The sequence below is a fragment of the Pseudomonas sp. Irchel 3A5 genome (genome assembly GCF_900187575.1).
Lineage (GTDB): Bacteria > Pseudomonadota > Gammaproteobacteria > Pseudomonadales > Pseudomonadaceae > Aquipseudomonas > Aquipseudomonas folii.
Genome location: NZ_FYDU01000004.1, coordinates 296,337 through 310,548, shown reverse-complemented (window position 1 = coordinate 310,548; position 14,212 = coordinate 296,337). Strand labels below are relative to the sequence as shown.

Genomic DNA, 14,212 nt, shown 5'->3' with positions numbered 1-14,212 from the left:
ATAAAGCTGGATGCGATTGGCTTGATATCTACGCTGTCCTTATCGCGGGCACACAGGAATCACTGATGACGTGGGACCGGCTTTAGCCGGGAAGAGGCCGGCACAGACGCTGGATCTTCATCAGCAGAAATACCGCTTTCCCGGCCAAAGCCGGTCCCACGACATCGCGCGGATATTGGAGATCGCATCACCTTTGTGGGAACAGAGCTTGCTCGCGATAAGGCTGGATGCGATTGGCTTGATATCTACGCTGTCCTTATCGCGGGCACACAGGAATCACTGATGACGTGGGACCGGCTTTAGCCGGGAAGAGGCCGGTACAGACGCTGGATCTTCATCTGCAGAAATACCGCTTTCCCGGCCAAAGCCGGTCCCACGACATCGCGCGGATTTGATATGCATCACTTTTATGGGAACAGAGCTTCCTCGAGATAAAGCTGGATGCGATTGGCTTGATATCTACGCTGTCCTTATCGCGGGCACACAGGAATCACTGATGACGTGGGACCGGCTTTAGCCGGGAAGAGGCCGGCACAGACGCTGGATCGTCATCTGCAGAAATACCACCTTCCCGGCCAAAGCCGGTCCCACGTCGTCAATCAGTTTGCAGGCCAACATAGAATCTCCCACCAGAAAAAGTCACGGCGAGCTTTTCAGTTGATGGCTATGCGCCATATTTTCGACGGATGACCGCCACAACCCGCTGAACACAAGGTAGAATCGGGTTTTTGACTGGGCATGGATACGCTCATTTATCCAGGTCGCGGTCATCCATGCTGATTGGCAGTTATTCCTCGTCGTTGGTTCTGGTTTCAGTTTTCGTCGCTATCCTCGCTTCCTACACCGCACTTGATCTTGCCGGGCGAATCGCGTCCGCAAAAGGTCGGGCAGCTGCCTTCTGGATGGTCGGCGGTGCCTGCTCCATGGGTGTCGGTATCTGGTCCATGCACTTTATTGGCATGCTCGCTTTTGACCTGCCGATAGAGCTGGCCTTCGATCTTCCCATCACGTCTCTTTCCCTGCTGATTGCGGTCCTGTCTTCAGGATTTGCCCTGTGGCTGGTCAGCCAGCCGAAGTTGCCTCTGTCAGTGCTCGGCCTGGGTGCATTGTTCATGGGCGCAGGCATCAGTGCCATGCACTACACCGGCATGGCCTCGCTGCGTATGTACCCCGGAATCACTTACGATCCGGCCGCTGTGCTGGCGTCACTGGCCATTGCCGTTGCCGCTTCGGCCGCGGCGCTCTGGATTGCCTTTCGCTTGCGCCGACAGGTGCCCCATGTGCGCCTGGCCCGTGGCGCAGCGGCAGTGGTGATGGGTATGGCGATTGTCGGCATGCATTACACCGGCATGGCGGCGGCGAGCTTTTCTGAAGGCAGCTACTGCGGCGCACTCGCTGACGGCATTCACTACACCGGTCTTTTCTCGCTGGTGTTGGTGGGAAGCCTGGCGATACTGACCTTCACCATGTTGACGTCGATACTGGACGCAAGGCTTGAGGCAAGGACCGCGGAGCTGTCCCAGTCCCTGATCCAGGTCAACCGTGAGCTGAAGCATCTGGCCCTGCATGACACATTGACCGGATTACCGAACCGGGTGTTGCTGGCTGAACGCATCGAGGAGGCCATGCAGCGTGTTGACGCCAAAGGCGGTAGTTTCGCCCTGATGTTCATGGATCTGGATGGCTTCAAGCCCGTCAACGACGCCTTTGGTCATCACGTCGGCGATCAACTGTTGCGGGATGTGGGTCTGCGTTTACGGGCCAATCTGCATCGTCGGGATACTCTGGCGCGTATAGGTGGCGATGAGTTCGTGCTGCTGGTGGAGGTGGAGGACAGTCACGATACGCCGTGCATCGCTGCTCGTCAGGTCGACGTGATTGCACAGCCGTTTCATATCGCCGATCAACTGCTGCAGGTGTCAGTCAGTATCGGCATCGCGCTTTATCCGGGTTGCGGGAAAACTCAGGAAGAGCTGCTGATGAACGCCGATGCCGCGATGTACCACGCCAAGGCGGCGGGTAAAAACGGCTACAGCTTTTTTGATCCGAGCATGAACACCAACGCGCGCAATCAACTTGAGCTGTTGCAGGAACTGCGCGTTGCCATCAAGTACAAGCACTTCTGTCTCTACTATCAGCCCAAATTCGATGCCGTCAGCGGTGAGCCGGTGGGTGCCGAAGCGCTGTTGCGCTGGAATCACCCGCAGAAGGGTTTGCTGTTGCCGGATGCTTTCATGGGGCTTGCCGAAAAGACCGGGCTGATCGTCAGTATCGGTGAATGGGTACTGGATGAAGCCTGTCGCCAGATGCGTATATGGGCAGACATGGGTTACGACCACTGGCGTGTCGCGGTGAACCTCTCGACGCTACAGTTTTGTCATTCCAGTCTGGTGGAAACGGTTGCCAAAGCACTGGAGTTGCATGGCTTGCCGGCCAATAACCTGACCCTGGAAATCACCGAAACCACCGCCATGAGCGACACCGATGCGAGCATGAGCGTATTGCAGAAATTGTCGGAAATGGGCGTTGACCTGTCCATTGACGATTTCGGCACGGGTTATTCGAGCCTGATGTATCTCAAGCGACTGCCTGCCAACGAGTTGAAGATTGACCGCGGGTTCGTTCGCGACCTTGAGCATGACAGCGACGATGCGGCGATCATCTCGGCTATCGTTGCGGTAGGACAGGCCCTGAACCTGCGAATTGTCGCCGAAGGAATCGAGACTGACCGTCAGCAGAGTTTCCTGACACGTCTCGGTTGCGACGCTCTGCAGGGTTACTTGCTGGGCCATCCGCAGCCTGCCGAGCGCTTCATGGCTGATATCCATGCGGCAAGAAGCGCTACCGTTCTGGCAGGCTAGACTGGTAGTCTTCGAACAATTTGAAATGCTTCCTGTAGGAGCTCACGAGCACCGCGAGGCAGCGATGGCGTCCTGCCTGATAAACCGCTATCGCGGCCTCGCGGTGCTCGTGCGCTCCTACAGGTTCAGTGGTTGCCGTACTTCTACAGGAGACATTTATGGATAAAGTTCTCATCATTACCGGTGGCTCCCGGGGTATCGGTGCCGCCACTGCATTGCTTGCCGCAGCCCAAGGCTATCGAATTTGCATCAACTACCACTCCGATCATCAGTCTGCCGAACGTATCTGTGAGCAGGTCCGGGCGATGGGCGCGCCGGTGATGGCGGTCCAGGCTGACGTCAGTAATGAGGATGAAATCGTGCGCCTGTTCGCCCGGGTCGATGCCGAGTTCGGACCGGTAACCCACCTGGTCAACAACGCTGCAACAGTGGCTCACGCCTCTCGTGTCGAAGAGCTGACCGAGTTCCGTTTGCTGAAAATGATGATGACCAATGTGGTCGGTCCGATCCTGTGCAGCAAGCATGCGCTGCTGCGCATGTCCCCACGGCATGGGGGTAAAGGCGGCAGTATCGTCAATGTGTCCTCGGTTGCATCACGTCTCGGTTCCCCCGGTGAATATGTCGACTATGCGGCCTCCAAGGGCGCGCTCGACACATTCACTACGGGCCTGGCCCGGGAAGTGGCAGGCGAGGGCATTCGCGTCAACGCCGTTCGGCCTGGTTACATTTTTACTGATTTCCATGCCCTGAGCGGTGATCCCAACCGGGTCAGCAAACTGGAATCCGGTATTCCCATGGGCCGTGGCGGCGTCGCCGAAGAAGTTGCTGAAGCCATCGTCTGGCTGCTGTCGGAAAAGGCGTCGTATGCAACCGGCACATTCATCGATCTGGGTGGTGGTCGCTGATCGGTTCAGCTTGTAAGCATCGAGTGAATGATCCGTCCAAGGGTCTGCATGGCTTTATCCGACGCGTCGTTCCAGGCGCCGCCGTAATTCAATCGAATGCAGTGGCGGAAACGTCGGGTCGGAGAAAAGATCGGGCCCGGCGCGATGCTGACTCCCTGGGTCAGCGCTATCTTGAATACCTGCAATGAATCGACTAGCTCTGGCAGTTCCAGCCACAGGAAGTAGCCGCCCTCTGGCTGACTGACTCGGGTCTGTGCCGGAAAGTAGCGCACAATGGCCCCCAGCATCGCCCGTTGCTGATCCTCAAGGGCGTAGCGCAGTTTCCGCAAATGCCGGTCGTAGCCGCCATGCTGTAGATAATCAGCAATCGCCGCCTGGGCGGGCATTGATGCGCAAAGCGATGTCATCAGCTTCAAACGTTCGATTTTCTGCGCATAGCGCCCGGCGGCCACCCAGCCGATCCGGTAGCCAGGCGCCAGGCTCTTGGCAAACGAACCGCAGTGCAACACCAAACCTTCCGTATCAAATGCCTTGGCCGGTCTGGGCGCGTGAGGCCCGTAATACAGCTCGGCATAGACATCGTCTTCGATCAGCGGCACCTGATGCTCCCGCAGCAGCTCGACCAGCGCTTGCTTGCGAGCTTGAGGCACTAGCGCGCCCGTGGGGTTCTGAAAGCTGGTCATGCACCAACAGGCCTTGATGGGATGGCGCTGTAGCGTCTGCGCGAGGATGTCCAGGTCGATGCCGTCTCGAGGATGCACCGGAATTTCCACCGCCTTGAGTTTGAGGCGCTCCAGCACCTGCAGGCAGGCGTAAAAAGCCGGCGCTTCGATGGCAACTAGGTCACCCGGCTCGGTGACAGCCTGCAGGCAGAGGTTCAGCGCTTCCAGCGCGCCGTTGGTGATCAGCAGTTCCTCCATGGGCAGTACCAGCCCGCCAACCCTGTAGCGCAATGCAATTTGCTGGCGCAGTTGTGGGTGGCCGGGAGACATGTCGGTGACTACCATCCGTGGGTCCATGTCCCGACTGGCACTGGCCAGTGATCGCGACAAGCGCTGCATGGGAAACAGCATCGGACTGGGGAACGCTGAGCCAAAAGGCACAGTGTTGGGGTCTTTGATGGAGTCCAGTACCGAGAACACCAGTTCGCTGACATCCACTTCGGTGGACTCGCCCACCTTGGCGTCCTTCAGCGATTCGTTGAAGCTGTGGCCGGATTGATCCAGTGCCTTCGGGTTAACGAAATAACCGGAGCGAGGTCGTGCACTGATCAACCCGCGGCGTTCCAGCAGGTAATACGCCTGGAACACGGTTGACGGGCTGATGCCGTGGGTCTGACTCGCATAGCGCACCGACGGTACCCGCTGCCCTGGAGCCAGAACGCCGGTCCGGATCAGTTCGGCGATGGTATCGGCATATTTCTCGTAGCGCTTCATGGCGTCTCGCGGGCTGTGTTCGATCATGTCAGACGCTCATATCTACGGCTTGGCAGGTAGCCATAGGGTGAGCGGCGGAGGTAGTAGAGAACAGCGTCAGCTTAACGATAAAAAACCGGATCAGATAGCGCAAGGCTGCTGCACTCTTGCGTTCCGCTGCTGTCCATTCCTGCACTCGAACCCGAACGCGACGAACGCGCAGACACGCCTTCCTGTAGGAGCTGCCGAAGGCTGCGAAGCATTCATCCTGACACACCGCCATCGCAGCCTTCGGCAGCTTACAGATTCAACGTTTGTCCGCTACACAATCCAAGGAGCAACAATGACCGCATGGTGGCAAGAAGTCTGGTTAACGCTGCAATCCGAATTTTCCGATATCACCGATGCCTCGCAGCTGACCCGGATCACGGTTCGACTCACGCTCGCGGCGTTGCTTGGCGGGATTCTGGGTTTTGAACGGGAACATAAGGGCAAGGCGGCGGGGGTACGCACGCACATGCTGGTGTCCATGGGGGCCGCGCTTTTTGTGTTGGCGCCTCATATGGCGGGTGCCGATGACGCTGCGCTTAGCCGGGTCATTCAGGGCATCGTCGCAGGGATTGGCTTTCTGGGGGCCGGAACAATCCTCAAGGATCGCGCGCAACGCACCGATCAGGTCAAGGGTCTGACCACGTCAGCGGGGTTGTGGATGACCGCCGCGATCGGAATCGCGGCGGGGATGGGGCGGGAGGCTACAGCGGTGTTAAGCACCATCCTGGCGTTGGGCATCCTGAACCTGATGCCGATTGTCGTGAACAAGATTGACCCGACGGAAGACAACCCGGACAAAAAGGACGGTTCGGAAAAGCCTTGATCGGCACCTTTATTCAGGGAAATCCTCACCCAAAATAGCTGGTGGCTCATTCGGTGGCGGGTCACCGATAGGGTCCGGTGTCACCTCGGGTGAAGTCGATGGCGGCTCCTGATCGGGTGTTGGCACCGGCAAAGCGGGGTCGTCGATCATCGGATCGGGTGTTTCAGCTGGGACTGGAATGCTCATTGGCGTCACCTCTACTTTGGAAATGCACAGGGGCAAATACGTTTGCAACATGACATTTTCTGGACACGCCTGTTTTGACCGCACGCATTCGCGGATGGCTCAAGCGATTAACGGGCGCCGCAGGAATCTGCGGCTAAGCTGACACTCGGCATGTGCGCATCGACTGCAAACCTCTTTGAACTTTTCCCGTCCAGGACCGCTCGGAAACCAGTAGGCCGGATTCAGTCAGTTGACTGTGGCCACTCAAAAATTCTTGCTCAGGTAGCCAGCGGTAAGGCGGCCTGACCATCGTCAATGCATGGATTGCACAGGAGCGTCCCCCAGGGGCGTGAGGAGTGATGCTCGATGAATGTGACCGCTGATCAGCCGTATGGCCCGGATTCCCTGGCCCGTGATGTTTCAAACCCGACTCGACCTCTACCTTTGACCCAAGCCCTGCAACTGCCGCGGATCGTGATTGAAGACACGACTCCGGTAATTGATGGCGGGTTATTTGCTGTCAAAGGCATCATTGGTCAGCCCGTGACAGTGACCAGCAAAGTGTATGCAGACGGTCACGACAAACTGGCCGTTCACATTAGCTGGCGTTCTGTTTCCGAGGAGACCTGGCACAGCGCGCCTATGCAGGAGCTGGGTAATGACAGCTGGACCGGTGAATTCACGCCGACCAGCGTCAGCCGTTATATTTTCCGTCTCGAAGCGTGGATCGATCAATTCGCCAGTTATCGCTATGAGCTGGAGAAGAAGTTCGGTGCCGGCGTTTCCATCGAGCTGGAGTTGACTGAAGGCCGGATTCACCTTGAACACGCTGCCGAACGCAGTTCCGGAGAGCTCAAGACGCAAATTCTCGGTGTTCTTGGCGAGCTGGAAAAGGCTGAGCCCGAAGCCCGTGTAGCGCTGCTGCTGAACAGCGAAACGTCGGCGCTGATGAGTCAGGCTGACAACCACGCGTTCCTCAGTCGCAGCGTTGAGTTCCCGCTGGATGTGGAGCGTGAACTGGCGCAATTCGCCAGTTGGTACGAACTGTTCCCGCGTTCGATCACTGATGATCCCGAACGTCACGGTACCTTTAATGATGTGCACAGCCGTTTGCCAACGATTCGCGACATGGGTTTCGACGTGCTGTATTTCCCGCCGATTCATCCCATCGGTCGTTCCCATCGCAAAGGACCCAACAACTCCCTGACGGCTGGCCCGAATGATCCCGGTAGCCCTTATGCCATCGGCAGTGAAGACGGCGGCCACGACGCGATCCACCCGCAACTGGGCAGTCGCGAGGACTTCCGCAATCTGGTGGCGGCTGCAGCCGAGCACGGTCTGGAAATCGCCCTGGATTTCGCCATCCAGTGTTCTCAGGACCACCCGTGGCTCAAGGAGCATCCGGGCTGGTTCACCTGGCGTCCGGACGGCACGATCCGCTATGCGGAGAATCCGCCGAAGAAGTATCAGGACATCGTTAACGTTGATTTCTACGCGCCAGATGCGATTCCGAGCCTGTGGCTTGAGTTGCGCGACGTGGTGCTGGGTTGGGTCGAGGAGGGGGTGAAAATCTTCCGGGTCGACAATCCCCACACCAAGCCTTTGCCATTCTGGCAGTGGATGATCGACGACGTCCGCAGCCAGCATCCGGATGTGATGTTCCTTGCAGAAGCCTTTACCAAGCCAGCGATGATGGCGCGGCTGGGCAAGGTCGGTTATTCCCAGAGCTATACCTACTTCACCTGGCGTAACACCAAGGCTGAGTTGTCGCAGTACTTCACCGAGCTCAATGAAGCTCCTTGGCGTGATTGCTACCGGCCAAACTTCTTCGTCAATACACCCGATATCAATCCGCACTTTTTGCATGAGTCCGGGCGTGCCGGATTCCTCATTCGTGCTGCGTTGGCAACCATGGGCTCGGGTCTGTGGGGCATGTATTCCGGCTTCGAATTGTGTGAGTCGGCACCCGTACCGGGCAAGGAAGAGTATCTGGACTCCGAGAAGTACCAGTTGCGCCCTCGGGACTACACCGCGCCCGGCAATATCATTGCCGAGATTGCCCAGCTCAATCGCATTCGCCGCCAAAACCCGGCGCTGCACACCCATCTGGGCCTGAAGCTGTACACGGCCTGGAATGACAACATTCTGTATTTCGGCAAGCGCAGCGCTGACGGCAGCAACTTTGTGCTGGTTGCCGTCAATCTTGATCCTTTCAATGCGCAGGAAGCGCATTTCGAATTGCCCCTGTGGGAAATGGGTTTACCAGATGACGCGGCCACCTCCGGTGAAGACTTAATGACCGGACACCGCTGGACCTGGTATGGAAAGTCCCAGTTCATGCGTCTCGATCCTTCGTATCAGCCTTTCGGCATCTGGCGTATCCAGTCCAATTAACAGGGAATGACCATGGCAAAGAAACCCAAGAGCGCGGCCTTTATCAAAGACCCGCTCTGGTACAAAGATGCAGTGATCTATCAGGTCCACGTGAAGTCGTTCTACGATTCCAACAACGACGGCATCGGTGACTTCCCTGGCCTGATCTCCAAGCTGGATTACATTGCCGACCTGGGTGTAAACACCATCTGGTTGCTGCCGTTCTATCCGTCGCCGCGTCGTGATGATGGTTATGACATTGCCGAATACAAAGGGGTGCACAGCGACTACGGCACCATGGCCGACGCGAAAAAATTCATCGCCGAAGCCCACAAACGCGGTTTGCGGGTCATCACTGAGCTGGTGATCAACCACACCTCGGATCAGCACCCTTGGTTTCAGAAAGCTCGTAAGGCCAAGAAGGGCTCCAAGGCGCGGGATTTCTACGTCTGGTCTGATACCGACGACAAGTACGACGGCACTCGCATCATCTTTCTGGACACCGAAAAGTCCAACTGGACCTGGGACCCGGTCGCTGAGCAGTATTTCTGGCACCGTTTCTATTCACACCAGCCGGATCTGAACTTCGATAACCCGGTGGTGATGGAGGCAGTGCTGGACGTGATGCGTTACTGGCTGGACATGGGCATTGATGGCCTGCGTCTGGATGCGATTCCGTACCTGATCGAGCGCGACGGCACCAACAACGAAAACCTGCCTGAAACTCACACGGTGCTCAAGCAGATCCGTGCCGAGATCGACGCCAACTATCCCGACCGCATGCTCCTGGCGGAGGCTAACCAGTGGCCGGAAGACACTCAGCTGTATTTCGGCGACACCAAGGGTGACAACGGCGACGAATGCCATATGGCGTTTCACTTCCCCTTGATGCCGCGCATGTACATGGCGCTGGCCCAGGAAGACCGTTTCCCCATCACTGATATTTTGCGGCAGACCCCGGAAATTCCAGCCAATTGTCAGTGGGCGATTTTCCTGCGCAACCACGATGAGCTGACCCTGGAAATGGTCACTGATCGCGAGCGCGATTACTTGTGGAATTACTACGCCGCCGACCGCCGCGCCCGGATCAATCTGGGCATCCGTCGTCGTCTGGCACCGTTGATGCAGCGCGATCGCCGCCGGGTTGAGTTGCTCAACAGCATGCTGCTGTCGATGCCGGGCACGCCGACCTTGTACTACGGCGACGAGATTGGCATGGGTGACAACATCTATCTCGGTGACCGGGATGGTGTGCGGACCCCGATGCAGTGGTCTATCGACCGCAACGGCGGCTTCTCGCGTGCCGACCCGGCCAGTCTGGTGTTGCCACCGATCATGGACCCGCTGTACGGCTTCCAGTCGGTCAACGTAGAGACCCAGAATAACGACCCGCATTCGCTGTTGAACTGGAATCGGCGCATGTTATCCGTGCGCAAGCAGCAAAAGGCTTTCGGGCGCGGCGTGCTGAAAATGCTGTCGCCGAGCAACCGACGTATTCTGGCCTACACCCGTGAATACACCGGGCCGGATGGCAAGACCGAAATCATTCTGTGTGTTGCCAACATGTCCAGCGCCTCTCAGGCGGCCGAGCTGGAGCTTTCTGCCTATGCGGGCACTGTTCCCGTGGAAATGCTGGGTGGCAGTGCGTTCCCGCCTATTGGTCAATTGAATTACCTGTTGACGCTGCCGCCTTATGGCTTCTATTGGTTCTTGCTGGCCGCAGAAAACCAGATGCCCACCTGGCATGTGGAACCTGCACAAAGCATCCCGGATTTCCCGACTATGGTCCTGAAAAAACGTCTCGAAGAATTGCTCGACGAACCTCTGCGCACCGTGATGGAACAGAACTCACTGGCGCAGTATTTGCCCAAGCGTCGCTGGTTTGCGGCCAAGGATAAAGCCATCGACAAGGTACACATTGCTTATGCGGTGCGCTTTGGCGATGCCGCACATCCTGTGTTACTGAGTGAAATCGAAGTCACGGCGGGCGACCATCACGCGCGCTATCAGCTGCCATTCGGCATGCTGGCTGAAGACGACATCAGCAGCGCCTTGCCTCAGCAACTGGCGTTGGCTCGTGTGCGTCGCGGTCGTCAGGTGGGGTTGGTCACCGATGCTTTTACGCTGGAAACCTTCATCCGCGCGGTGGTGCACGGGATGCAAGTGCAAACCGTGCTGCCTAGCAGCGAAGGGGAGTTGCGTTTCGAGCACACGTCTCAGTTGCCGCCGCTGGGCCTGGGCAATGAGTCTGAGGTTCGCTACCTGTCGGCCGAGCAGTCCAATAGCTCTGTGGTCGTTGGTAGCAGCCTGGTGCTGAAAATGATTCGTCGGGTCAATCCGGGTATCCATCCGGAACTGGAGATGGGCGCTTACCTGACCAACGCCGGTTACAAATACATCTCGCCGTTGCTGGGCTCCGTAGTGCGCGTCGGCAACGATGGTCAGCATCACTTGCTGATGATCGCCCAAGGTTATCTGAGCAATCAGGGCGATGCCTGGGAATGGACCCAGAACAATCTGGAACGGGCTGTTCGTGACGAAATGTCCCACGGTATTTCCGGTCAGGAACAGCATTACAACGCACTGCTGGAACTGGAAGATTTCGCGGGCAATCTGGGCAAACGTCTGGGCGAAATGCATCAGGTCCTGGCGTCGTCCACCGACAACCCGGATTTTGCAGTGGAAGTCACCAGCGTCAAGGACAGCCAGGCTTCCGGGAAAAGCGTCACCGCTCAAATGGAACACGCGCTGAAGTTGCTGGAACAGAACAAGTCAGCGCTGGAGCCGGTAGATCAGCAACTGGTCAGTGATTTGCTGGCCAATCGCAAGAAGGTTCTGGCCCATGTGCAAGCGTTGGCCAAGCGTTCGGTGGGCGGTCTGCGGATCAGGGTTCACGGCGATCTGCACCTCGGTCAGGTTCTGGTGGTCAAAGGTGATGCTTACCTGATCGACTTCGAAGGCGAGCCTGCGCGATCGGTTGAGGAGCGGCGTGCCAAATACAGTCCGTTCAAGGATGTCAGCGGCGTGCTGCGTTCCTTCGATTATGCGTCGGCCATGGCCGTGCGCAGCGCACAGAGCGTCGACACATCGCCGGAGGCTGCCGAAGCACGTCGCCGTGTTGCTGAAACTTATTTGAACCAGGCCCGCGCTGCCTTCATCGAAGGTTATCGTTCGGCCACTGCCGGACTGGCCCACGCCTGGAAAGACGCCAAGGGTGAAAAAGCAGCGCTTGAGCTGTTCACCCTGGAAAAAACCGCTTATGAAGTGGTCTACGAAGCTGAAAACCGCCCGACCTGGCTGTCCGTGCCGTTGCAAGGTTTGCGTGGTCTGCTCAATCTGTCTGATGGAGAGTCTTGATGAATGCGCCTGACAAAACTGGTGCGGGTCAGCAACTGATGCCCGCTGCCGTAGACATGGATGCATTGATCCGTGCCGAACACCGTGATCCTTTTTCGATCCTGGGCCCGCATGGCGATGGTGCCAACGGGCAGATTATCCGGGCTTATCTACCTGCGGCGTTAAGCGTGACGGTACTCGCTCGTGAAGGCGGGCATGAACTGGGTACGTTGGAAATGAGCGAAGTGCCGGGCTTTTTTGTCGGGCGCTTCCCTGACGTCCAGCCTTACTTGTTGAAGATCAACTGGGCGGGCGGCGAGCAGATCACTGAAGACCCGTACAGCTTCGGCCCGTTGCTGGGCGAGATGGACTTGTACCTGTTTGCCGAGGGTAATCACCGCGATCTGAGCAGTTGCCTGGGCGCACAAGTGACCACGGTCGAAGGCATTCAGGGCGTACGTTTTTCGGTTTGGGCACCCAACGCTCGGCGCGTCTCGGTGGTCGGCAGCTTCAACAATTGGGACGGCCGCCGTCACCCAATGCGCTTGCGCCATCCTACCGGGGTCTGGGAAGTGTTCGTTCCCCGTCTGCAACCGGGGGAGCTCTACAAATTCGAGATCCTCGGCCCTCACGGGATTCTGCCGCTCAAATCCGACCCGATGGCGTTGGCAACGACACTGCCGCCGGATACTGCGTCCAAGGTGTCGGCACCGCTGCACTTTGAATGGCACGACAACGATTGGCTGCAATCCCGTGGCGACCGTCACGGCACCCATGCGCCGCTGTCGATCTACGAGCTGCACGCCGGTTCCTGGCAGATGGAGCAGAACGACGAAGGCCAATGGCGTCAGTACAACTGGCGTGAACTGGCAGATCGTCTGATTCCGTACGTGAAGGAACTGGGCTTCACTCACATCGAACTGATGCCGATCATGGAGCATCCGTTCGGTGGTTCGTGGGGCTATCAACTGCTGGCGCAATTCGCCCCGACGTCGCGCTACGGTTCACCCGAGGATTTCGCTGCGTTCGTTGATGCCTGTCACCAGGCCGAAATCGGCGTGATTCTGGACTGGGTACCTGCACACTTTCCTACCGATACCCACGGTCTGGCGCAGTTTGACGGCACGGCACTGTATGAATACGCCAACCCACAGGAAGGCTTCCATCAGGACTGGGACACGCTGATCTACAACCTGGGCCGCACCGAAGTGCATGGCTTCATGCTGGCGTCGGCACTGCACTGGCTCAAGCACTACCACATCGATGGTCTGCGCGTGGATGCCGTGGCTTCGATGCTTTATCGGGATTACTCGCGTAAAGCCGGGGAGTGGGTGCCTAACCGTTTTGGTGGTCGTGAAAACCTCGAAGCCATCGATTTCCTGCGCCACCTCAATGACGTGGTTGCGCTGGAAGCACCAGGCACCCTGGTGATTGCCGAAGAATCCACCGCATGGCCGGGTGTCAGCCAGAGCACTCAGCAGGGCGGCCTTGGCTTTGCCTACAAGTGGAACATGGGCTGGATGCATGACACGCTGCATTACATGCAGCAGGATCCTATCCACCGCGGCCACCATCACAGCGAGCTAAGTTTCGGTTTGATGTATGCCTGGTCAGAGAAATTCATCCTGCCGATTTCCCATGATGAAGTGGTTCACGGCAAGCATTCCCTGATCGACAAAATGCCCGGCGATCGCTGGCAGAAATTTGCCAACTTGCGGGCTTACCTGACGTTCATGTGGACCCATCCGGGCAAGAAGCTGTTGTTCATGGGGTGCGAGTTCGGTCAGTGGCGCGAGTGGAATCACGACGAACAACTGGATTGGTACTTGTTGCAGTACGCCGAGCACATCGGCGTGAAAAAACTGGTGAGCGATCTCAATCGGGTTTACCGCGAAGAGAAGGCGCTGCACGAGCGTGATACCGAGCCGATGGGCTTCCAGTGGTTGATTGGGGACGATGCTGCCAATAGCGTGTTTGCCTACATGCGCTGGAGCAAGGAGGGCGAGCCATTGCTGGTGGTTGCCAACCTCACCCCGGTGCCGCGTGAGGCCTATCGCGTGGGCGTGCCATTTGGCGGCAACTGGACAGAGTTGCTAAACAGCGACGCCGAAATGTATGCAGGTTCGAACCTGGGTAATGGCGGCGGCGTGCACGCTGATGAGGTTAAAAGCCATAGTCAGCCAGTCTCGCTGGTACTGAACCTGCCGCCGTTGGCGGTGTTGATTCTCAAGCCTAAGGCGAGTGAGGGTTAATCGCGTCAAGTAGACGCACCGAGGCGCTCCA

General features: G+C 57.8%; 8 protein-coding genes. 6 read left to right on the top strand and 2 right to left on the bottom strand.

All coding sequences use genetic code 11. The features are described from left to right. The first annotated feature begins 773 nt into the window (after nt 1–773). On the top strand, nt 774–2,861 hold the full coding sequence (locus tag CKW31_RS08535; RefSeq protein ID WP_095093913.1) for a bifunctional diguanylate cyclase/phosphodiesterase: 2,088 nt from the start codon (nt 774–776) through the stop codon (nt 2,859–2,861). Nucleotides 2,862–3,019: 158 nt separating this feature from the next. Beyond that, the gene (locus CKW31_RS08530) at nt 3,020–3,766 is read left to right on the top strand and encodes an SDR family oxidoreductase (RefSeq protein ID WP_095093912.1); all 747 of its coding nucleotides are present in this window, start codon (nt 3,020–3,022) and stop codon (nt 3,764–3,766) included. Nucleotides 3,767–3,771: 5 nt separating this feature from the next. Here the strand turns inward: CKW31_RS08530 and mapR are convergent, their stop codons facing one another. Beyond that, entirely contained in the window at nt 3,772–5,202 is a 1,431-nt protein-coding gene (mapR, locus tag CKW31_RS08525) for a GntR family transcriptional regulator MpaR (RefSeq protein WP_095094017.1), read from the bottom strand. A gap of 322 nt (nt 5,203–5,524) precedes the next feature. On the opposite strand from mapR, the gene CKW31_RS08515 reads away from it, so the two are divergent. Next, a complete protein-coding gene (locus tag CKW31_RS08515) occupies nt 5,525–6,055 on the top strand; it encodes an MgtC/SapB family protein (protein ID WP_095093910.1) in 531 nt (176 codons plus the stop codon). A 9-nt stretch (nt 6,056–6,064) separates the two neighbouring features. Here the strand turns inward: CKW31_RS08515 and CKW31_RS29795 are convergent, their stop codons facing one another. Next, nucleotides 6,065–6,241, bottom strand: a complete 177-nt coding sequence (locus CKW31_RS29795; protein WP_176469830.1) for a hypothetical protein — start codon at nt 6,239–6,241, stop codon at nt 6,065–6,067. A gap of 345 nt (nt 6,242–6,586) precedes the next feature. Between CKW31_RS29795 and CKW31_RS08505 the strand changes: the two genes are divergently transcribed. Genes CKW31_RS08505 through glgB form a run of 3 tightly spaced genes read left to right on the top strand, consistent with a single transcriptional unit; the run spans nt 6,587 to nt 14,181 of the window. Beyond that, complete coding sequence (locus CKW31_RS08505; protein WP_095093908.1) at nt 6,587–8,614, top strand: alpha-1,4-glucan--maltose-1-phosphate maltosyltransferase; 2,028 nt, start codon at nt 6,587–6,589, stop codon at nt 8,612–8,614. A 12-nt stretch (nt 8,615–8,626) separates the two neighbouring features. After that, on the top strand, nt 8,627–11,950 hold the full coding sequence (gene treS / locus CKW31_RS08500; protein WP_095093907.1) for a maltose alpha-D-glucosyltransferase: 3,324 nt from the start codon (nt 8,627–8,629) through the stop codon (nt 11,948–11,950). Further along, nucleotides 11,950–14,181, top strand: a complete 2,232-nt coding sequence (gene glgB / locus CKW31_RS08495; protein WP_095093906.1) for a 1,4-alpha-glucan branching protein GlgB — start codon at nt 11,950–11,952, stop codon at nt 14,179–14,181. The genes treS and glgB overlap by 1 nt, the downstream gene beginning before the upstream one ends. The last annotated feature ends 31 nt before the right edge of the window (nt 14,182–14,212 follow it).